Genomic DNA, 19,162 nt, shown 5'->3' on the forward strand with positions numbered 1-19,162 from the left:
AAGAGCCGGTGAAAAGTTCACCGGCTCCGTTATTTTCGCGCAATAAGCAGTTCAGCCGCAGTGACTCTCCACCGGTTTCTTCTTCCCTTTATTGCGTCCCAGACGACTGATTAACGCCAGCAGCAGGCCGAGGGTGATAAAGGCGCCGGGGGGCATGATCATCAGTAAAATCGGTTTGTAGGAGGCGCCGAGCAGGTGGACGCCGAGGATCGCGCCGGAGCCGAAGAATTCACGCACCGAGCCGAGAATAAACAGGCCGAGGGTGAAGCCGAGTCCCATCCCCAGGCCATCGGCCAGGGAGGCGGTGACCGGGTTCTTCGAGGCGAAGGCCTCCGCGCGGCCAAGAATCAGGCAGTTGACCACGATCAGGGGAATAAAGATGCCGAGGGCCTGGTAGAGATCGAAGAACCAGGCCTCCATACACAGCTGCACCACGGTCACGAACGAAGCAATAAGGACCACAAAGGCGGGGATTCTCACCTCGGCCGGAATCAGCTTACGCAGCAGGGCGACGGCGAAGTTCGAGCAGACCAGCACGAAGGTGGTGGCAAGCCCCATGCCCAGGGCATTTTCGGCGCTGGTGGTGACCGCCAGGGTCGGACACATGCCGAGCAGCAGTTTGAAGACCGCGTTCTCCTGCCACAGGCCTTTGGTGAACGTTCGTATCAGGCTCATTGTGTTCCTCCCTGGGTGGCCAGCACTGCCGCCTTGTGGGCGCGGTAAAATTCAAGCCCGGCCTTGACGGCCTTGACGACGGCGCGAGGTGAGATCGTCGCCCCGGTGATCTGGTCAAACTGACCGCCGTCCTTCTTGACCCGCCAGTCGGCATTCTTCAGACTTTTCCCCTTGAACTGATTTTTGAAAGCCGGTTCCACAATCCGCGCGCCCAGTCCCGGGGTCTCGGAATGATTCAGGATTTCGATCCCGTTGAGGCTGTCCTGCGGGTTGAGTCCGACCATAATTTCGATATTACCGCTGTAGCCATCCGTTGCGATCACTTTAAACGCGGTGCCGGTCAATTCACCGTTCTTGCGGCCACGGTAGAAGGTCAGCAGCACCGGTTTGCCCTTTTTGTTGACCCCATTCTGCAGGCTGACACTGTCGGTGTCGGGGCTGTTATCGTAGGCCGGCAGCACGGCACTTATGGCCTTGAGCATCTGGATGCGGCGCTGCTCCTTGATCGGTTCGCGGGTGACACTTTCAACCTGCGAAAGGATCAACGCCGCAATCGATGCGATCAGGGTCAGGGCCAGGATGAGGCGGATGGTATCTTTCATATCTTCAACCCTTGACGGCTTCGAGCTGGCCGTAGATCTTCGGACGGCAGAAGCGATCGATAAGAGGAGTCGCAGCGTTCATCAGCAGAATGGCGAAGGAGACCCCCTCAGGGTAGCCGCCGAAGAGCCGGATCAACACCGTCAGCAGGCCGCAGCCGCAGCCGAAGATCAGCATCCCTTTGTCGGTCACCGGGGACGTGACCATATCGGTGGCCATGAAGAAGGCGCCGAGCAACAGGCCGCCGGTCAGCAGATGAAAGAGGGGGTTCGGGTATTTCTCGGGCGAGATCGCCCAGAAGACGCCGCCGATGACCAGCACCGTGCCGATGAACGACACCGGGATATGCCAGCTGATAACCTTTTTCCAGAGCAGATAGAGGCCGCCCAAAATCAGCGCCAGCGCTGAAACTTCCCCCAGACTGCCGGCCATATTGCCGGAGAGATAGTCGAGAAAGCCGCTGTGTGCGAGCGCCGGCAGCTTGCCGGTCAGCATCACCGCGGTCTTCATTTCACCGAGGGGGGTGGCGGAGGTTACCGCGTCGAGGGTGGTACTTAAGGGGGCCGGTGCGGTCCAGCTGGTCATCTGCACCGGAAAGGAGATCAGCAGCACTACCCGGGCGACCAGCGCCGGGTTGAAGGGGTTATGTCCCAGCCCGCCGTAGACCTGCTTACCTATGAGAATCGCCACCGCCGCACCGAACAGGGCCATCCACCAGGGGGCAGAGGCCGGCAGGTTGAGCGCGAGCAGGATACCGGTCAGCGCCGCCGAGCCGTCGACCAGGGTCAAGGCACGCCCCTGCATTTTACAGCTGAGCGCTTCGGCGGCCAGGCAGCCGATGGTGCACAGCAGCAGCACCAGCAGTGCGGCGAGGCCGAAGAAGTAGAGAGAGGCTATGCAGGCGGGGAGCAGGGCGTAGATCACCTTGCGCATCACCTTGTCGGTGGTTTCGCCGCTATGGATATGGGGCGACGAGGAGAGATAGAGCTGATTTTCCACGTCAGAGTGTCCTTTTTTTCGCCATGATGGCGGCTTTGGCATAACGGATCGACTGGACCAGCGGCAGGGTCGCCGGGCAGATGTAAGTACAGCAGCCGCATTCGATGCAATCGAGGGCATGATAGTCGGCGGCTTCATCAAACAGATCAAGCCGGGCGTAACCAGCGATGGTGGTCGGCTGCAGATGGATGGGGCAGACGCCGATGCAGCGGCCGCAGCGGATACAGGGGCCGGACTCAAGGCGCGGCAGATCCTGTTTGCGGAAGATCAGCAGCCCCGAGGTGCCGCGGATCGCCGGGGTCTCAAGCGACAGCTGGGTCTGGCCCATCATCGGTCCGCCCATGATGATCTTGGCCGGCTCGCCGTTTAACCCGCCGCATTGATCGACCAGAAACTGCAGCGGCGTGCCGACGCGCACCAGCAGATTCTTCGGCTCATTGATTGCGGGGCCGGTGATACTGACCACCCGTTCGACCAGCGGCCTCCCGAGGCGGATCGCGTCGCTGATCGCGGCGCAGGTGCCGACATTCTGGACCACCACGCCGACCTCCATCGGCAGGGTGCCCGAAGGCACCTGGCGGCCGGTAATAGCATCGATCAGCTGCTTTTCGGCGCCCTGCGGATACTTGACCTTCAGCGCCTGCACCTCGATGTTGCGCGGGGCGGCGGCCCTGGTCATGGTCTCGATGGCATCCGGCTTGTTCGCCTCGATGCCGATCACGGCGCGCTTGATGCCGAGCACCTTGAGCAGGATCTCGACCCCGTCCAGAATACGCTCGGTGTCCTCGAGCATCATCCGGTGATCGGCGGTGAGGTAGGGTTCGCATTCGACGCCGTTCAGGATCAGGGTGTCGATCTGTTTCTCCGGCGGCGGCGAGAGCTTGACATGGGTCGGAAAGGTCGCCCCGCCCATGCCGACGACACCGGCTGCTTGAATGCGACGTTTTAATTCTTCGATATCCAGGGTCGCCGGGTCAGCGCCGACCAGGCTTTCATCCCAGGCGTCTGCGCCGTCCGGCTTGATCACAATCGCCGGCAGCGCCTTCCCCATGGGGTGCAGGCGCGGTTCAACCGCGATCACTTCGCCGGAGGTGGACGCATGGATCGGCACCGAGACAAAGCCCTTGGCATTGGCGATCAGTGTCCCCTTTTTGACCAGGGCGCCAACCTCGACACAGGCTTCGGCGGGCGCGCCGATGTGCTGGGCCAGCGGAATGATCAGCTCTGCCGGGAGCGGGCAGAGCTCAATCGCCTTGTGCGCCGAGTAGTGCTTGCCGTCCGGCGGATGGAGCCCGCCTTTAAAAGTTTTCAGGTTCATTGCTTGAGTACTCATGGTGGTTAAGCCGCCTCCTCCGGAGTTTTAGCCGGTGCGTTCGGGGCGATGAAGCTGCTCCCTTCGGGGTAACCGGTGGAGAAATCACGGATACATTTGGTCGGACATTTTGCCACGGCCGCCAGCACATCACCGTCGGCGGCGTAGTCAACGCGGGCGAGGAAGTTTTCAATCTGGTAGACCTCGGGAGCGGTCTTCTTGCAGATCTGGCAGGCGATACACCCGACCTGACAGTATTTCCGCACCTGCGCGCCCTTGTCGGTACTGTTGCACAAGACGTGGGTCGTGGCGCTGGCCGGGGTCATCTTGATCACCTGGCGCGGACAGGTCGCGACGCACTTCTGGCAGCCGGTACACTTGTCGCGGTCGATGATTGCCAGCCCTTGTGAGGTGATTTCGATCGCATCGAAGGGGCAGGCGCGCATGCAGGAGCCTAAGCCGAGGCAGCCGGCGGGGCAGGTTTTCGGGCCATCGGCGATCTTTTGTGCGGCGTTACAATCTTCAAGACCGAGATATCGATATTTCAGGCTGGCCTTGAGGTTGTCCCCCTGGCAACAGACCACGGCCAGCTGCGGGTTGGCAGAGACCGCCTCGACGCCCATGATATGGGCGATTTTTTCGATTGTTTCGGCACCGCCGGGGCTGCACAGATTGGGCGGCATGGTGCCGGCGACGATCGCTTTGGCGTAGCCGCCGCAACCGGGTTGCCCGCAGGCACCGCAGTTGGCACCGGGCAGCACTTCGAGAATCGCCAGTTCGCGCGGATCGACCTCAACCGCAAATTTTTTGGCGGCGATACCGAGGGCAACAGCAGCGAACAGACCGATACCGCCGAGGGTTAAGATTGAGGCAAGCATGTGTTTCTCCCTGCAAAACAAGATGCCGGTTCCGCGAGTAAGGCGGAGAGACCGTTATCGAGAGGTTTAACCTTTGACGAGGCCAGCGAAGCCCATAAATGCGAGGGACAACAGTCCGGCGGTTACCAGGGCAATCGCCGTCCCGCGAAAGCTCTGTGGAACCGGTGAAAGATCGATCCGCTCGCGCAGGCCGGCGAAGAGGACCATGGCCAGCGTAAAGCCGATGCCGGCGCTCATTGAGAAGACCACCGCCTGCAGAAAGGTGTAGTCCTTTTGAATGTTGAGTACCGCGACACCGAGGACTGCACAGTTGGTCGTGATCAGCGGCAGGAAGATGCCGAGGGACTGGTAGAGCACCGGGCTGGTCTTCTGGATGACCATTTCGACCAGCTGAACCAGGGCAGCAATGACCAGAATAAAGGCGATGGTCTGTAGATATTCGATGCCGAAGGGGATCAAAATGAAATATTGCAGGAACCAGGTCACCACCGAGGCAACCGTCATGACGAAGATAACCGCCATCCCCATGCCGAGAGCGGTTTCGACCTTCTTGGAGACCCCGAGAAAAGGGCAAATCCCCAGAAAGCGCGCCAGAACGAAGTTGTTGACGAAGACCGCACTGACGAGAATGACTAACAGTTCAAGCATGGGCAACTCCCGGACGTCTATTCTGAATGGTATAAGACCAGTTGTTGTAGGATAGCGGGGGTCTTTTTGTCAAATGTTTTGTTTTTCGCACGGATAGGTGTTAATTGCGCGAAAGAGGTGAAAAAAAGAGGGACCGGCGCAGCTGCGGCGGTCCCTCTTTTCAGGCATTTTTGCCGAAGGCGATGAGCAAGGTTCTGAGCGCCTCAGGGTTGTTGGAGCGGATCGCCCCGGAGAGAAAATCCTTAACCCCCGGTCGGTAGCCCTCGTTCCAGATTCGCTCAAAAAATTCGGTACTTGTCTTGCACACGCAATCGGCCGAGTCGGTGGTTTTCCCCTCTTCGACCCGACAGTTCTGTGCGTCAATGAAAACGGTCTTTTTGCACTCGTCGATGGAGAAATAGTAGCTGATGCTTTTGTCGATCTTGCCGAGCTGAAAAGATTGGGGCATCTCTTTGAAGATTGCGTCGATCATTGGGGCCTCTTTCCTGGTTGAAAATTACTTATTCACGGTTAAATACCTGACGAACTGCAAAATCATCTCTCGCTCGTTCGCTGGCCCTCACTAACCAGAAGCAGGCGCCTCGAGGCGAGTGGCAAAGCCACAAAGGTGCAAAGAAAATCTTTTTCAAGGTTTGGTTTAAACCAAGACCAACGTTTTGGTTTTTAGTTTTGACCTTGCCCTTCTCTGCGGCTTTGCATGAGGCGCTTTTGATCCTGCTTTCAGCCCGCCAGTTTTGCAGTCAAGGCCGGCGCAAATTGTTTGATATCGGCCACCACCAGTACGTCGGCGACTTCGCCGATGGGGGCGTCCTTGTCGGTGTTGATCGCGAGGATGAACTCCGATTTCTTCATCCCGGCCAGATGCTGGATCGCGCCCGAGATGCCGCAGGCCACATAGAGCTTGGGCGAGACCACCTGGCCGGTGGTGCCGACCTGCCGGTCATGGGGTGCCCAGCCGGCGTCGACCACCGGGCGACTGGCGCCGTATTCGCCGCCCAAGGCTTCGGCCAGCGCCTGAATCATGGCGACGTTCTCCGGTTTGCCGACTCCGCGTCCGGCGCTGACGATGATCTCGGCCTTGCCCAGATCGACCTGTCCCGCTTCGGCCTGCTCGTATCCCAGGAATTCGCTCTGCGCCGGGGTGCTGGTGGTCAGCTTCTCCACCTGGGGAGCGCCGCTCTGTTCAGCCGGCATGAACGCTCCGGCCTGCAGGGTGATGACACTCTTGCCGGTGGCGGCCTTCACCGTGCGCCGCAGCTTGGCGTTGCAGGCCGGGAGCAGATAGCCATCCCCCTTGATCTCCACCACCTCGGAGAGTTGCGCCGCGCCCAGCGCCAAGGCCACCCGCGGTGCCAGATCCCAGCCGCTGCTCGAATGAAGAAAGACCACCGTATCGGCGTTGGCTTTATCAACCGCATCCAGAATCAGCTGCTTGTGCAGCGCCGGGTTGTATTCCCCGACTGTGGCGACATCGGCCAGATAAAGCTTGGCGTTCACCTGGGGCAGGGCGGCTTCCGTCCCGACCAGGAACAGCTCGAACTCACAGCCGAGTTTCTGGGCGAAGCCGACCAGCTCGTAGGTCGGCTCCAGCAGTTTTCCTTCTCTATATTCTCCAACCAGTAATGCTTTCATGGTTCACTCCTGTATTTATAAAACGGATGTCTTCTCTTTCAGGATCCCGATCACCTTGTCGACCAGCTCGCCGATCTCCCCTTCGAGGACCAGGGCTGAACCCTTCTTCTCCGGGTACGCGAGGGCGAGGGTCGTAAGGCGGGCTTCATCCTTCAGCAGCTCGCCAATCGGAATCTCGAGCAGCTCCTTCTTCTTCGCCTTCATGATGTTCGGCAGGGTCGGGTAACGCGGGGTGTTGAGGCCCAGCTGGCAGGTCACCAGCGCCGGGGTACTCGCCTTGACCGCCGCTCTTAAGCCGCCTTCGAGTTCACGCCGCACCGTTATGCTGCCGTCGGTGTATTCAAATTCGACTGCGGTGGTCAGGACCGGAATTCCGAGCAGTTCGGCAACCAGCACCCCGACCTGACCGCTGCCGCGATCCTGCGACTGCATGCCGGTGAAGATGACGTCGAAGCTTTTGTCTTTGGCGAAGGCGGCGATGCTGCTGGCGATCTGGAAAGAATCTTTCTCGGCCGCCGCCGGATCGACAATATTCACCGCCCGCTCGCAGCCCATGGCCAGCGCCTTCTTGAGCGCCTCCTTGACCCGCGCCGGACCGATACTGAGCACCGTCAGATCGGCATCGCCGAGCTGCTCCTTGAGCTTGACCGCCTGCTCGACGGCGAACTCGTCATACTCGTTGATGCGCCAGGCGAGATCGCTCTCTTCGAACCAGGTGCCGCTGGCGGCGACCTTGAAGCGTGATTCCATGTCGGGAACCTGTTTGATACAGACCAGAATGTTCATTCCTTGACCTCCTGTTTAAAGTCTTTTTTTTTCACCACGGAGAACATGGAGGACACCGAGAAAACCCATCTTTTTGGTTTTATCCAAGAGCCTTGCCTGTGTGTTGACCTTCCTCTGTGTTCTCTGTGGCCTCCGTGGTGAAGCTTGTCTTTTAAAGGTTATCCCTAAATTCGCTCGGCCAGAATCTCTAGCAGGTCGAGCGGTTTCAGTTGTTCATCGAGATCGGCACCTTGGGAGGTCCTCAATGAGGCTCTCGGTGGTCTACTTGCGAAGGGAAGTTGCCGATATCGTTTATCTTATATTTTTATATTACGTAAAGGTCAACCTTAAATATAACAGCAGTATATAATCTTTCTTTTTATGAGAGGATAGCTTAGCATAGGAGAATAAACAGTTCTGGCCTGATTGCCTATCCGGTTCTGACAAATCGAGGCTAACTAACGTAAAGGGAAGATATATGACGGCTTTACCGGAACATCCGATAGCGATTGGCGAGGTTGCACGGCGGCTGGGCATAACCACTCGTACCATCCGTTATTATGAAGAGATCGGTCTGATGGGCCCACCTGAAAGGGTTGGGGGGGGGACCCGGATGTATGATCGTGCCGAGATTTTACGGCTCAAGTTTATTCTGAAGCTCAAAGAATTGGGGATCAGCCTCAAGGAGATGCAGATTATCGCCGAATATTTTGACGTTAATGATCAAAACTTCGGTACCCTGACGCCTCATCTGGTTGAGCTCCTTGATGGTCACATCGGCAAGGTCGACGAAAAGATCGCCAATCTTGCCTCGCTGCGGCGTGAAATTGTCGATTACCGCAGCCGCATCGTCGATATCCTGCAGGGAAAGGTGCCACCTGTCCGCTGAAATGGCGTTGCAAAAACGTTCACTCAGCGGTGTTGCCACAGTCGCTAGAGAATAGGCATGCCCTTACCCCTCACCCCTCACCTGAGTTTTGCCGGGCGAATCTTTTGCTATCAGTCATTAAAGAAGAGGATGTCGATGAAAATCTCAACTGAAATTGAAGTGCGTTTTGCTGACCTCGACGCTTACGGGCATGTTAACAACGCGATCTTTTTCACTTACCTGGAAACGGCACGGGTTAAACTCTTTCGGCAACGCTTTGCCGAACAGATGAAAAACGGCCTGCTTTTTCTGGTGGTCGAAGCCAGCTGTCGCTACCGGCTGCCGATCGAGCTGAATGATCGGGTACTGATTGATATCGAGACTGAAGCCCTCGGGCGGAGCAGTTTTACATTCTCTTACCTGATCCACAACGGTGACGGCAAAGAGTTTGCCACCGCCCGCACAGTGATGGTCTGCTATGACGCAAAAAAGGCGAAGACGATTTCATTGCCCGTTGATTTTCGTGCGGCACTTGAGGGCTAGGTCTTAGCGACTAATCCGGTCAGCCAGGGTGCCGACGGCGATGGCGAAGGCGTTGGACCGGTTCCATTTACGCAACACCCTGAAATTGTCATAGACCAGATAAGCCGGACCTTTGTCCCCGTCCGGCAGAATCAGCGAGGCTTCAAGTTGCGGCGTACTGAAGGCCTTGCCATCAGGGCGCATAACGCCGAGAGAGTGCCAGCGCTCGACGGTCTGCCGCGTGTCGAGACCGGCCAGGGAAGCGTCGAAATCGGGAGGAAGGGTCACAGCTTCTCCCCAGCCCTGTTCAGGTTGCCAGCCGGCTTGGGCCAGATAATTCGCAGTTGAGGCAAAGACATCGGGCACCGAACCCCAGATATTGATGTGCTTGTCACCATCGGCATCGACCGCGTGCTTAAGAAATGCCGAGGGCATAAACTGACATTGGCCCATAGCCCCGGCCCAGGAGCCCTTCATCCGCTTCAGCCGGATATGCCTTGCATCCAGAATCCGCAGCGCGTTCAGCAATTCCCCGCGAAAATAGTCCGCACGCCGGCCGTCATGCGCCAAAGTCGCCAGCGCTTCAATGACCGAGAAACTTCCGCTGTGGCGGCCGTAGCCGGTTTCGATCCCCCAGAGTGCGAGGATAAAGCTCCGCTGCACCTGGTACCTGTCTTCCACTCGCCCCAGCCATGTCGGGTAGCGGCGCAGCATGACTTTGCCGGCTGCCACTCTTTTCGAATTCACCCGGGCAGCAAGGTATTCCTGAGTGGATTGTTTAAATTCTGGCTGGTTGCGGTCGAGTTCAAGCACCCGCGGCAGTGGATTCTTAATCCCTTTCAGAGCTCGATCAAGGGTTTTCTTTGTAATCCCGGCGGCCAGCGCTTCATTGCGCAGGTCCTGCAGCCAGGGACCGAAATCCTGGGGTACGGCCTGTGCTTGAGAAGAATTCAATCCCGGGATAAAAATGATCATTGAGATGAGCAACAATCTGACGAATTGAGTCATCGAAAATCCTTAGGGGATGGCATATGACAGAAGCCTTCTGGCTTAATGTAGAGTTTATCAGAAGGACGAAATGGACGTGAGTAAACAGCGGATAACTTTGATTTTTAAATTAAATAAAACAATGATTTATAATCTGAAAAATATTTTTATAAAACTTTCTTATCAAATGGTAAAAAATAAAATGAATAATATTGGTATGTTAAATGTTTTTATGATGAAAATATGCCAGAATCTGAAGATAAATTCTTCTCCAATTGTTGTCAGGATTAAAGAAAAAAATAAATTTATGTAACTTTTTTGTTTGATAAGAAACAGGGTTTGGTCCAATATCGATTCTGCGAGGGGGCCCACTGTGGGGGAGGAAAGGTTTTCTTTAGACAAAGATGAGCGTCCACTCCCTGATCCGTCGATTTTTACAGGCTGCCGATTCTCTTCGCCGTATTGCAAATTTACGCAGGGCTTGTGGCGCGTTGTCGGCCCTTTTCCGGCAACGTTTTTTGCGCCTCGGCAACAGACTGAGTTTATTGATTATCGGGCTGGTCATTCTTCTGACAACCGGTATCTCGATGTTTGTGGTTTCCATCATGGATGATGTATTACTCCAATCCATGATCAGGCAGGGAACGACCAGCCTCTATGCTATCTCCGGGGCTGCCAGGCAAAGTCTGGTAACTCGGGACTTATCGGCGCTGGGAAATCTCGTTCCTCAGGCAGAAATGGCTCAGAATGACCTTGCCTATGTTGCTATCATCGACCAGGGACATCGGGTGATTGCGCACAGCGACCCTGGCCTGGTCGGTTCCCTCCTCCCCCGAAAAATCGGAAGTTTAATCGATACCGAGGGGGCCTTAACGGTCAATCGAGTGAGTCGCCAGACGAATGACTACTATGAATTCACCTTGCCGTGGCAGCTTGCCGGTCAGCAGAAAGGTGAAATACTGATCGGACTTAGCCCTCGGTCGCTGTTGCTGGCGCGCAAAATCGCGCACCAGCGGATTTTATTTGTCGCAGGGTTGGCAATTTTTTTGGGGGTGGCTGCGGCACTTTATTTGACCCGTCTCTTTGTGCGGCCGATTAGCCGCTTGACCGACGGCGTTGAACAACTCAAAGCCGGGAGCTACAAGGTTTGGGTGCCAATTGTCAGGCCCGATGAACTTGGCAAACTGACGGAAAGTTTTAACGGCATGGCCGCCGAACTGGCGATCCAGCGCCAACGACTGAATGCCTCAGCGCAGGAGCTGGAAGAATCCTACCACGATATTGTTCAGATCTTGGCTGGTGCTCTGGACGCGCGGGATAATTACACCTACGGCCATTCAACCCGGGTCGCGCAACTGGCGGTGATTCTGGGTAAAGAGCTGAAGCTCAACGATGCGCGCCTTAAAGACCTCGAAATTTCGTGCCTGTTACATGACATCGGTAAGATTTGCATTCCTGACAATATCCTGAATAAGACCGATCAGCTTAACTTTCAAGAACATTTCCTGATCCAACAACACCCCTTACATGGAGTCGCACTTCTCGAGCTCTCAGCATCCCTTAGCCGGTATATCCCTGCCGTTCGTTATCATCATGAGTGGTACAACGGCAAGGGCTACCCTGAGGGATTATGCGGAGATGAGATCCCCCTTGAAGCACAAATCCTGGCCCTTGCCGATGCCTACGACGCCATGACAACGTCTCGGCCCTATCGGCAGGGGCGTTCCGCCTCTGCCGCCTTAAGGGCAATTCAACAATTTAGTGGTGTGCAGTTTGCCCCTGATTTGGCAGAAAAATTCATCAGGGCTTTGCAAAACCAGAGACTGGAAACGCGTGATGCCGTAGATGAAATATTCACAACGTCCAAACAAAAACGTACTGAGACCTGCGTCCCAGTGGAACAAAGAAGGCTGAAAAGCTTCAAGCTGTGCCCGGTTCTGCAGCATCAAAATAACCCTGTCTCCTTGAGTGTGCGCCGTGTCACGTCTTTCTCACGGCAAGGAGATACTGCCTAGATACGTGCTTTGTGCTTTCGGTGTAAAAAGAGCCGATCCTCGGGGATCGGCTCTTTTTTAGTCAAGATCGAAAAAGTTTCGGTGGGATACCCGTTATGATGATTAAACCACCACGCCGCGAATTTTATCACTCAAATTCTTCTGCAGGGTCTGTTCGACAAAGGTCAGGGTGCCGGCGACGCTACCAGCGCAGCCTTTGCATGACCCCTGATAGCGGACGTGGACGTTGACGATGCCGTTCTCGCCGGGCTGGACATCTTCGAGTTCGATGCCACCGCCATCGTGCGCCAAAGCCGGACGGATATGTTCGTCGAGCACCGCTTCGATCGCCTTGATCTGTTTGACGACTGACAGCTTGTCGAAATCAGCGGACATCGTTTTGTCGGGGTTGCGTTCGTGATCCATTTCGGCGCGAACCCGGGCGAGAATGTCGACCAGGTAGTGGTCGCGCTTTTCATGGCCGCCGGGCTGGATGCAGGATTTGCAGAAAGCACCGGCCTTGGTGTAGTCGGAAATATCCTCAACCGTCTTCAGATCGTTGATGCGGATGGCGTCTTCAACCGTCTGTAGCGAAACCCGCGCACACTCACAGACAATGTCGGGCTCGGCCAGAGTCGAAATATCGACGTTGCGGTAGATTGAGGTCGCGCGCTTGATCACCTCGTAGGCCATGACGCTGCAGTGCATCTTTTGGGGTGGCACGGCGGCGACATCGACTTCATCCCGCAGGGCGTGTTCAACGTCAAGGTTGGTCATTTTAGCCGCCTCGTCGACGGTTTTGCCGACGCACATTTCGGCCATCATGTCGGTGGCAGCGATCGCGGTGCCACAGCCGAATGATTTGAAGGTCGCCTTTTTGATGACATGGGTCTTGGGGTCAACGATCCAGAAGAGGCGCACCGTATCACCACAGGATTCGGCACCTTCGTTGGCGATGACCAGCTTGCCGCCCATCTCCTTGGCGTTAGCTTCCGTCAGCTCCCCGAAGTTTAGCGGGTTGTTCATGCGGTCGGCTACTTTTTTGGAATACTGTTCCCAGAGTTCGCCGCCGATCAGATCTGCTTTTGCCATGGTTCTTCTCCTCTTATGCGTTCAATTCGAATCGTTTACAGTTAGTAGGATGTTGAGAAACTGCGCAGTCGCGTGACCGCTTTATTAATGGTGTAGATCGTAAAATCGATCTCCTGTTCGGTGGTGAAGCGCGACAGGCTTAGGCGCACGCCGGTATGCGCCAGTTCACGGTCGGCACCGATGGCGGTCAGAATCGGACTGGCTTCCAGTGATTCCGATGCGCAGGCGCTGCCAGTCGAGGCGGCGATGCCGGTCTGATTCAGGTCCCAGATCAGTGCCTCACCCTCGACGCCGCGGATGCTGACATAGACCGTATTCGGGGTTCGCAGCTCACGCTTGCCGACGATCAGGATGTCATCGATTTTCAGCAGGGCATCTTCCAGTTTATCGCGCAGGCGCCGTACTTCGGTGTTCTCATAAGCAAGATGCGTATTGGCGAGTTCCATCGCTTTTCCCATGGCGACCATGCCGGCCACGTCGACGGTGCCGGCGCGTCGGCCGCCCATCTGTTCGCCACCGTGCAAAAGTGGAGGCAGGCTGGCGCCGTTGCGGATATAGAGGCCGCCTATCCCTTTGGGGCCGTGAAACTTGTGGGCGCTGAAAGTCAGATAGTCGACATGAACATCCTTGAGATCAACCTTGAGCTTGCCGATCGCTTGAACCGCGTCGGTGTGCAGGTAGACGCCGCGCTCCTTGCAGACTTCTGAAATTTCCTTGATCGGCAGGATCAAACCGGTCTCATTGTTGGCCCACATGACTGACACCAGGGCGGTATGGTCGGTGAGCGCTTCCTTGACCATCCTGGCCGTGATCATGCCATCGTGGTCAGGGGCCAGATAGGTGACCTTGACCCCGTGTTGCTCGAGGAAGCGACATGATTCACGGATGCAGGGGTGTTCGAGCTGAGTAGTGACGATATGTTTCTTGCGCGTATCCTTGAGCAGGTTGAAGTAGAAACCGAGGATGACGGTGTTGTTCCCCTCGGTCGCGCAGGAATTGATGATGATATCGTCCTCATCGCGGGCGCCGATTCCGGCGTAGAGCTGCTCCATCGCCTGATGCATGTAGGGCCGCACCTCGATACCATAGGAGTGCAGCGAATTGGGGTTGCCGTACATGTGGCAGTAGAAGGGGTCCATCGCATCGCGCACCGCCGGATCGACGATTGTCGTCGCATTGTTATCGAGATAAATTCGTTCCATGATCCTGTCCCTGAGATATAGCGTAAAAATGATGCGTCGACAGCTGCCGGGCGCATCGCTTTAGTTGCTGAGAAAAAACCTATGTTTTTGTTGAGCGAAATCAGCTGAATCGCGATTGGTTGTTTCTAGATTAAACCGGAAAATGCGGCAGGTCAATAAATCCGACAAAAATAGTCTGATATTTTTTTATGCCGGGAGGGTTATGCCGGGCGGTGGGCTGGATGACCGGTGCTCAGACGCGCTCAGCAAGATAAGCCCGGATCGCCTGATGCAAGGCATCTGCCGCCAGGTTGGAGCAGTCCATTTTATCGGCGGGCAGGCCGTCTAGGGCAGTCGCAACATCGTCTTTACTGATCAGCAGCGCTTCGTCGAGGGTTTTGCCGATCGCCATTTCGGTCAGGATCGACGAGGTCGCAATCGCCGCTGCGCAGCCGAAGGTCTTGAAGCGGATCCGGGTGATGGTTTTGTTCTCAATCTTCAAAAAAAGACGCAGCATGTCGCCATCGGCCGGGTTGCCGATCTCGCCGATGGCATCAGCCTGCGGCAGATCGCCGACGTTTCGCGGATGAAGAAAATGATCCATGACCTTATCGCTGTACATTCGCAGGCACCTTGGTTTCAGAGGTTGACAAGACCGTTGAGATGATGAAATCAACGATGGTCGCCGGGTCGTTCAGGTCGAGCAGCGGGACCTCAAGTTCAAGCGGTTGATCGCTGGCTACCGCCATCAGGCTGGGATCCGTCTGTTCCCCAATACAGATATACGCTTCACTGTGTGCGGGTCGGTGAACCTCGATTTTGGGTAAGCCGCTGAGCTTGAACCCTTCGATCAGGACCAGATCGACATCGCTGAAGTAGCTGGTGAGCAGCTCATCCAGCTCGGGGGTTTGATCCTGTTGCTTGACCAGCGCCAGTTTCGCCTGTGAGCTGATCAGCATGGTATCAGCTCCGGCAGCAGTTAGACGGTAGCTGTCTTTGCCCGGATGGTCAATCTCGAAACGATGGGCATCATGCTTTACGACCCCGACGCGGAAGCCGCGTGCTTTGAAGATGGCGATCACCTTTTCGAGCAGGGTGGTCTTGCCGGTGCCCGATCTGGCGATGAACGAGATGGCCGGAACCGGCAGCTTTCGCGGGTGCGAAGAGGCCGGAGTTCCGGGCAGCGGCTTTGTCTGATGACGCGAGGGGCTGGTTTCACGCAGGCTGAAATAATCCTGTGGCGTGTTGATGTTGTGGAATGAGCGCCCTTCGGTATCGAATTTTTTGCAGGCTTCGGCGCAGAGTTCGGTGACGCGAAGCGCCGGGAAAAAATCGGTGATCCGTCGACCATTATTTTGCAGCAGGGTTTCGATAGCGGTGAGGCAGCTCTTGCGGTAACAGCTGTGCAATGGCTCCAGGCCGGAATCGGTGCGCGGGATATGGACGTCGGCCTGACCAATCTCAGCGCACAGATGACGGATCAGTTCGGGCTGCAAAAACGGCATATCGCAGGCGACGACAAAAATCTGCGGTTGGCTGGCGTGCTGAAGCCCGGAGTGAATGCCGGCCAGGGCGCCCTGGCCGCGGTAGAGGTCCGGCACCTTGCGACAGGGGATGTCGGCGTAGAGCTCCGGTGAGTTGGTGACGATCAGGACCTCTTCGAAGAGGCTCGCCATCAGTTGATAGCTGCGCTCGATAAAACGTTCCCCCGCCAGTGCGAGTAAGGATTTATCGCTCCCCATGCGCCGGCTTTCGCCGCCCGCCAGAATGACGCCGCTGGTGTGGGGTATAAGCCACGCGGCATTCGGCAGGGCCAGCTGCGCCGGATGGGTGTAGACCTCGAAGGTTTCGCCACGCAGATAGCCGATCAGGGTGATCCCCGCCTGGCGTGCCAGACGAACCGCCGCTTCGGTCGGGGAGGTGCGCGAGGCGATCAGGCCGATGCCGAGGCGCGCGGACTTGGCGACCATTTCCGTCGAGATGCGTCCGGAACTGACCAGCATGCAGCCGTGCAGATCGAGTCCCCTGAACAGCGCTTCGCCGGCGATCCGGTCAAGGGTGTTATGCCGACCGAGATCCTCGGCGTGCAGCAGCAGGCCCGAGGCGTTGCCGACCGCGGCCGAATGCAGCCCGCCGTGCCGCCCGTACAGTTCGGCCCGCCGCGCCAGCTGGCGCATCAGGGCGAGGACCGCTTCTGCGGGATAGGCTTCTGGTTGCGGCTGGCGAGCTGCGCCGCGGAGTTCGAGATCAAAACTGATGCCGGTTCCACAGCCGGAGGTCAGGGTCGGGCGCAGGCCTTGCGGGGTTTCTCCCCGGATCTCGACCCGTGCCGCGCCCTGCTCAGTGCAGACGCCGAGGCAGCGGATATCCTCAAGGGTGTCGATCATCCCCTGCAGCTTAAGAAAGCCGATCACCAGAAAGTTCAGCTGGTGCGGTGATGCGATCAGGGTCGCCAGCGGGCGCTCATTAACCGTCAGATGCAGCGGATATTCGGCGACCAGAGGGCGCACCGTCGGTTGCAATTCACCCCCCTGGTAGCGGTGGATGGGTAATGGGAACTGAGCGCTCATGCGTCTTCTCCTTCAGGCGTCCAGAGTCTCTTTCTTGCCCCTGCTGAAACCTTCCCTGGCTGCGAGCAGATCCAGATGCAGGGTCGCAACATCTTCGATTTCGAGGGGGAGATCCGCTCCCTTTTCGCGGCTGTCGACGACCTTGAGATAGCCGCTGCACTTGCGGCAGATATCCACCCGGTAGCCCGGCTCGCCTTCTGTGGTGAAGTACCCGAGGCTGTCGTGCTCGGTGTTGCCACAGTGGGTGCAGGTCATGCGGTGAAAACCCCAGCTGTTGCCGCACTGGCCGCACTGCAGCTTCTTCTTTCCCTCTTCGCCGCTCAGTTCGGCGATGGCCGGGAGTCCGCCGCAAACCGGGCAGTAGCCATGATCCCAGTGCTGAATCTCAGATTTAAGCCCCTGCTCCACGCAGCGTTGCAGGCCGGCGCCCAGGGCGGTGGCGAGCACGTATTCGAGGAGCGCGGGTTGGATGCCGACAGCCGTTGCCGTGCTGCTGATCGGTTCGCGATCGCGCTCGAAGACGGCGCTCAGTAGAGGGCACAGCTCAAGTTTGCCGGCCTCAAACGCATCCTGCAGGAGTTTCAGCTCGGTTTGCCCCTGTTGACCGTGCTGGTGAAGGATCTGTAGCAGCTGGGCAAAAAATTTCTCAGCTGCCGCTGCGTCGAACCTCAGCATTTCGCTGCTGATGAGCGGAAACCCCTGCTGCTGGCGCGGTCCGGCCGCGGCGAGATCGACCTCGGCCTGCAAAAAGGGATCGGCGTCTGCGAACAGCTGATAAAGGGCGGTATAAAATCGGCACACTTCAGTCAGGGCCGGTTTCGCAGCGGCCAGAGCGTTGAGTCGTTGCAGGCGTTTATTCAGCATTATCTTGTCTCCTGTAGGAAAACCAAAAGGCTTCGGTTTAAGTTTAAACGTTGTTCAGTCACCCGGCAGTCGCGGCCGGTGGATTTCGGGGACTGTCCCCGAGAGGCTTTCAAGAAACGCGACCAGCGCGGCCTGTTCTGTCGCATTGAAATTCCGGCGCGACAGCAGCGGACTTTTACCCGGGCCTTCACCACCTCCCTGGCTGAGAAAAGAGATCACCTCGGCCAGGGTTTTGAATCTGCCGTTGTGCATGTAGGGGCCGGTCTGGGCGACCTGGCGCAGTGGCGGGGTACGAAAGGCACCCATCTCGGCGCGGATTTTGGTCAGGCGGTAACGACCGGGGTCGCTGTCCTGCATCGGCAGCCCCTGATCAGCCAGCATATAGCGCCGAGTACTGCGGTGTTGCGGGTCTTTAAGCAGGGTATCGCTGTCGGCGACACCGAGGTTGTAAAATTTCTGGTCGCTCAACAGCGGTCCGGCATGGCATTGACTGCAGCCGCCGCGCGACCCGAAGAAAATCTTCAGGCCCTCACGGGCTTGTGCGTCCAGCGCGCTCTTTTCGCCGGCCAGATAGCGGTCGAAGGGGCTGTCGCTCACGGTCAGGGTCTGCTCGAATGCGGCCAGCGCCGCCAGAATCAGCTCAGGGGTGATCTCCGCGCCGAAGCTGTCCCGGAAGGCAGCCTGATATTCCGGGATTTCGGCCAGCTTGGCACTGATGAACGCCAGGTTGCTATTCATCTCAAAGGGGGATTCGATCGGCCCCCTGGCCTGATGCACCAGGCTGTCGCTGCGGCCATCCCAGAAAAAACTCTGCAGATACGCGGCATTAAGCAGGGTCTGGGTGTTGCGCCAGTGTTTGTTGGTCGGGTAGGCTCCTGAGATATCGCGACCGTCGCCGAACGCCTGGTCGGGGATATGGCAAACCGCGCAACTCATGGTGCCATCGCCTGAGAGGCGCCGATCGAAAAAGAGCATCTGGCCCAGCGCGATGCGCTGACTGCTCTGCCGCAGAATCGGCTGCAGCTGGGCAACCGGGGCCGCCAGCGCCTGTGGTATGCCGCTGATATTTGCCGCCAGCAGCAGGAGGCACAGGCAGAATACGGTTGAATTCAGGTGCAGATAGCGCATGAAGAAAGTTCGACTCACTGTTTTACCGCCGCCTTGAGCGCCTGATCGATCAGGTCGCGAAACATTTCAATCGGTCGCTCACCTACCAGCACCCGCCCGTTGATGACGAATGTCGGGGTCTGAAAAAAATCAAGTTTACGCGCCAGGGCAAAATCTGCCTCGACCCGCGGCAGGTAGGTTTTATTGTCGAGTTCACGCTGAAAGCGTGGCACATCAAGTCCCAGTTCGCGCGCATAGCCGAGCAGGCTGTCGCGGTCAAGCTGCTTGCGTTTCAGCATCAGGTCATGCATCTCCCAGAACTTTCCCTGTGCCCGCGCCGCCTCGGACGCCTGGGCCGCTAAAGATGAATAATCCCGGTAACGATAAGGGTAATGTTTAATCACCAGTCTGAGTTTGCCTGAGTACTCTTTCATCAGTTGCTGGACGATCGGACCGATCGCCTGACAG

At 57.2% G+C, this 19,162-nt stretch carries 19 protein-coding genes and 1 pseudogene; 3 read left to right on the top strand and 17 right to left on the bottom strand.

The window, feature by feature from the left end; translation table 11 throughout:
• Positions 1-51 precede the first annotated feature (51 nt).
• From rsxE to D888_RS0100260, 9 genes are all read right to left on the bottom strand, one after another.
• Complete coding sequence (gene rsxE / locus D888_RS0100220; protein WP_020674502.1) at positions 52-675, bottom strand: electron transport complex subunit RsxE; 624 nt, start codon at positions 673-675, stop codon at positions 52-54.
• A complete protein-coding gene (locus D888_RS20165) occupies positions 672-1,277 on the bottom strand; it encodes an RnfABCDGE type electron transport complex subunit G (RefSeq protein WP_020674503.1) in 606 nt (201 codons plus the stop codon). The genes rsxE and D888_RS20165 overlap by 4 nt, the downstream gene beginning before the upstream one ends.
• Before the next feature lie 4 nt (positions 1,278-1,281).
• Positions 1,282-2,274, bottom strand: coding sequence for an RnfABCDGE type electron transport complex subunit D (locus tag D888_RS0100230; protein WP_020674504.1), 993 nt, complete (start codon positions 2,272-2,274; stop codon positions 1,282-1,284).
• A gap of 1 nt (position 2,275) precedes the next feature.
• On the bottom strand, positions 2,276-3,592 hold the full coding sequence (gene rsxC / locus D888_RS0100235; RefSeq protein ID WP_020674505.1) for an electron transport complex subunit RsxC: 1,317 nt from the start codon (positions 3,590-3,592) through the stop codon (positions 2,276-2,278).
• A 20-nt stretch (positions 3,593-3,612) separates the two neighbouring features.
• Positions 3,613-4,464 (bottom strand): RnfABCDGE type electron transport complex subunit B, encoded by an 852-nt coding sequence (locus tag D888_RS0100240; protein ID WP_020674506.1) that lies wholly within the window; start codon positions 4,462-4,464, stop codon positions 3,613-3,615.
• Between the two features lie 66 nt (positions 4,465-4,530).
• A complete protein-coding gene (rsxA, locus tag D888_RS0100245; RefSeq protein WP_020674507.1) occupies positions 4,531-5,112 on the bottom strand; it encodes an electron transport complex subunit RsxA in 582 nt (193 codons plus the stop codon).
• A gap of 160 nt (positions 5,113-5,272) precedes the next feature.
• Positions 5,273-5,584, bottom strand: a complete 312-nt coding sequence (locus tag D888_RS0100250) for a hypothetical protein (protein ID WP_020674508.1) — start codon at positions 5,582-5,584, stop codon at positions 5,273-5,275.
• A gap of 248 nt (positions 5,585-5,832) precedes the next feature.
• Complete coding sequence (locus D888_RS0100255) at positions 5,833-6,744, bottom strand: electron transfer flavoprotein subunit alpha/FixB family protein (RefSeq protein ID WP_020674509.1); 912 nt, start codon at positions 6,742-6,744, stop codon at positions 5,833-5,835.
• A gap of 15 nt (positions 6,745-6,759) precedes the next feature.
• Positions 6,760-7,530: an electron transfer flavoprotein subunit beta/FixA family protein gene (locus tag D888_RS0100260; protein ID WP_020674510.1), complete on the bottom strand. Its 771-nt coding sequence runs from the start codon at positions 7,528-7,530 to the stop codon at positions 6,760-6,762.
• A gap of 457 nt (positions 7,531-7,987) precedes the next feature.
• Between D888_RS0100260 and D888_RS0100265 the strand changes: the two genes are divergently transcribed.
• Positions 7,988-8,398, top strand: a complete 411-nt coding sequence (locus D888_RS0100265; RefSeq protein ID WP_020674511.1) for a helix-turn-helix domain-containing protein — start codon at positions 7,988-7,990, stop codon at positions 8,396-8,398.
• A gap of 135 nt (positions 8,399-8,533) precedes the next feature.
• Positions 8,534-8,920, top strand: a complete 387-nt coding sequence (locus D888_RS0100270; RefSeq protein ID WP_020674512.1) for a YbgC/FadM family acyl-CoA thioesterase — start codon at positions 8,534-8,536, stop codon at positions 8,918-8,920.
• A 3-nt stretch (positions 8,921-8,923) separates the two neighbouring features.
• Here the strand turns inward: D888_RS0100270 and D888_RS0100275 are convergent, their stop codons facing one another.
• The gene (locus tag D888_RS0100275; RefSeq protein WP_020674513.1) at positions 8,924-9,907 is read right to left on the bottom strand and encodes a lytic murein transglycosylase; all 984 of its coding nucleotides are present in this window, start codon (positions 9,905-9,907) and stop codon (positions 8,924-8,926) included.
• Between the two features lie 383 nt (positions 9,908-10,290).
• Between D888_RS0100275 and D888_RS20170 the strand changes: the two genes are divergently transcribed.
• Positions 10,291-11,901, top strand: coding sequence for an HD domain-containing phosphohydrolase (locus D888_RS20170; RefSeq protein ID WP_020674515.1), 1,611 nt, complete (start codon positions 10,291-10,293; stop codon positions 11,899-11,901).
• A gap of 102 nt (positions 11,902-12,003) precedes the next feature.
• Here D888_RS20170 and D888_RS0100290 read toward each other — a convergent pair whose 3' ends face one another.
• The 7 genes and pseudogenes from D888_RS0100290 to D888_RS22620 all read right to left on the bottom strand — a co-directional run.
• Positions 12,004-12,972 (bottom strand): iron-sulfur cluster assembly scaffold protein NifU, encoded by a 969-nt coding sequence (locus D888_RS0100290; protein WP_020674516.1) that lies wholly within the window; start codon positions 12,970-12,972, stop codon positions 12,004-12,006.
• Positions 12,973-13,013: 41 nt separating this feature from the next.
• Positions 13,014-14,174 carry a NifS family cysteine desulfurase gene (locus D888_RS0100295; protein WP_020674517.1) on the bottom strand — a complete coding sequence of 387 codons (1,161 nt, stop codon included), beginning with the start codon at positions 14,172-14,174 and terminating at the stop codon, positions 13,014-13,016.
• A gap of 232 nt (positions 14,175-14,406) precedes the next feature.
• Positions 14,407-14,775, bottom strand: a complete 369-nt coding sequence (locus D888_RS0100300; protein ID WP_020674518.1) for an iron-sulfur cluster assembly scaffold protein — start codon at positions 14,773-14,775, stop codon at positions 14,407-14,409.
• Complete coding sequence (gene mobB / locus D888_RS24700; RefSeq protein ID WP_020674519.1) at positions 14,762-16,723, bottom strand: molybdopterin-guanine dinucleotide biosynthesis protein B; 1,962 nt, start codon at positions 16,721-16,723, stop codon at positions 14,762-14,764. The genes D888_RS0100300 and mobB overlap by 14 nt, the downstream gene beginning before the upstream one ends.
• A gap of 12 nt (positions 16,724-16,735) precedes the next feature.
• Positions 16,736-17,587: a formate dehydrogenase accessory protein FdhE gene (locus D888_RS20180; protein ID WP_020674520.1), complete on the bottom strand. Its 852-nt coding sequence runs from the start codon at positions 17,585-17,587 to the stop codon at positions 16,736-16,738.
• A 54-nt stretch (positions 17,588-17,641) separates the two neighbouring features.
• Complete coding sequence (locus tag D888_RS20185; protein ID WP_156826911.1) at positions 17,642-18,733, bottom strand: cytochrome-c peroxidase; 1,092 nt, start codon at positions 18,731-18,733, stop codon at positions 17,642-17,644.
• A pseudogene (locus tag D888_RS22620) lies at positions 18,730-19,155 on the bottom strand (DsbA family protein); the annotation flags it as partial. The gene D888_RS20185 and the pseudogene D888_RS22620, both read right to left, overlap by 4 nt.
• Between the last annotated feature and the right edge of the window lie 7 nt (positions 19,156-19,162).

The sequence above is a fragment of the Geopsychrobacter electrodiphilus DSM 16401 genome (assembly GCF_000384395.1).
GTDB classification, from domain to species: Bacteria; Desulfobacterota; Desulfuromonadia; order Desulfuromonadales; family Geopsychrobacteraceae; genus Geopsychrobacter; species Geopsychrobacter electrodiphilus.

Bases quoted from the DNA above. Each gene is read 5' to 3' on its own strand.
- D888_RS0100260 (WP_020674510.1), bottom strand. From the start codon at position 7,530: ATGAACATTCTGGTCTGTATCAAACAGGTTCCCGACATGGAATCACGC.
- D888_RS0100240 (WP_020674506.1), bottom strand. From the start codon at position 4,464: ATGCTTGCCTCAATCTTAACCCTCGGCGGTATCGGTCTGTTCGCTGCT.
- D888_RS0100300 (WP_020674518.1), bottom strand. From the start codon at position 14,775: ATGTACAGCGATAAGGTCATGGATCATTTTCTTCATCCGCGAAACGTC.
- D888_RS0100275 (WP_020674513.1), bottom strand. From the start codon at position 9,907: ATGACTCAATTCGTCAGATTGTTGCTCATCTCAATGATCATTTTTATC.
- D888_RS20170 (WP_020674515.1), top strand. From the start codon at position 10,291: ATGAGCGTCCACTCCCTGATCCGTCGATTTTTACAGGCTGCCGATTCT.
- D888_RS20165 (WP_020674503.1), bottom strand. From the start codon at position 1,277: ATGAAAGATACCATCCGCCTCATCCTGGCCCTGACCCTGATCGCATCG.
- D888_RS0100250 (WP_020674508.1), bottom strand. From the start codon at position 5,584: ATGATCGACGCAATCTTCAAAGAGATGCCCCAATCTTTTCAGCTCGGC.
- D888_RS0100290 (WP_020674516.1), bottom strand. From the start codon at position 12,972: ATGGCAAAAGCAGATCTGATCGGCGGCGAACTCTGGGAACAGTATTCC.
- D888_RS20180 (WP_020674520.1), bottom strand. From the start codon at position 17,587: ATGCTGAATAAACGCCTGCAACGACTCAACGCTCTGGCCGCTGCGAAA.
- D888_RS0100265 (WP_020674511.1), top strand. From the start codon at position 7,988: ATGACGGCTTTACCGGAACATCCGATAGCGATTGGCGAGGTTGCACGG.
- D888_RS0100270 (WP_020674512.1), top strand. From the start codon at position 8,534: ATGAAAATCTCAACTGAAATTGAAGTGCGTTTTGCTGACCTCGACGCT.
- rsxE (WP_020674502.1), bottom strand. From the start codon at position 675: ATGAGCCTGATACGAACGTTCACCAAAGGCCTGTGGCAGGAGAACGCG.
- rsxA (WP_020674507.1), bottom strand. From the start codon at position 5,112: ATGCTTGAACTGTTAGTCATTCTCGTCAGTGCGGTCTTCGTCAACAAC.
- D888_RS0100255 (WP_020674509.1), bottom strand. From the start codon at position 6,744: ATGAAAGCATTACTGGTTGGAGAATATAGAGAAGGAAAACTGCTGGAG.
- rsxC (WP_020674505.1), bottom strand. From the start codon at position 3,592: ATGAACCTGAAAACTTTTAAAGGCGGGCTCCATCCGCCGGACGGCAAG.
- mobB (WP_020674519.1), bottom strand. From the start codon at position 16,723: ATGAGCGCTCAGTTCCCATTACCCATCCACCGCTACCAGGGGGGTGAA.
- D888_RS0100295 (WP_020674517.1), bottom strand. From the start codon at position 14,174: ATGGAACGAATTTATCTCGATAACAATGCGACGACAATCGTCGATCCG.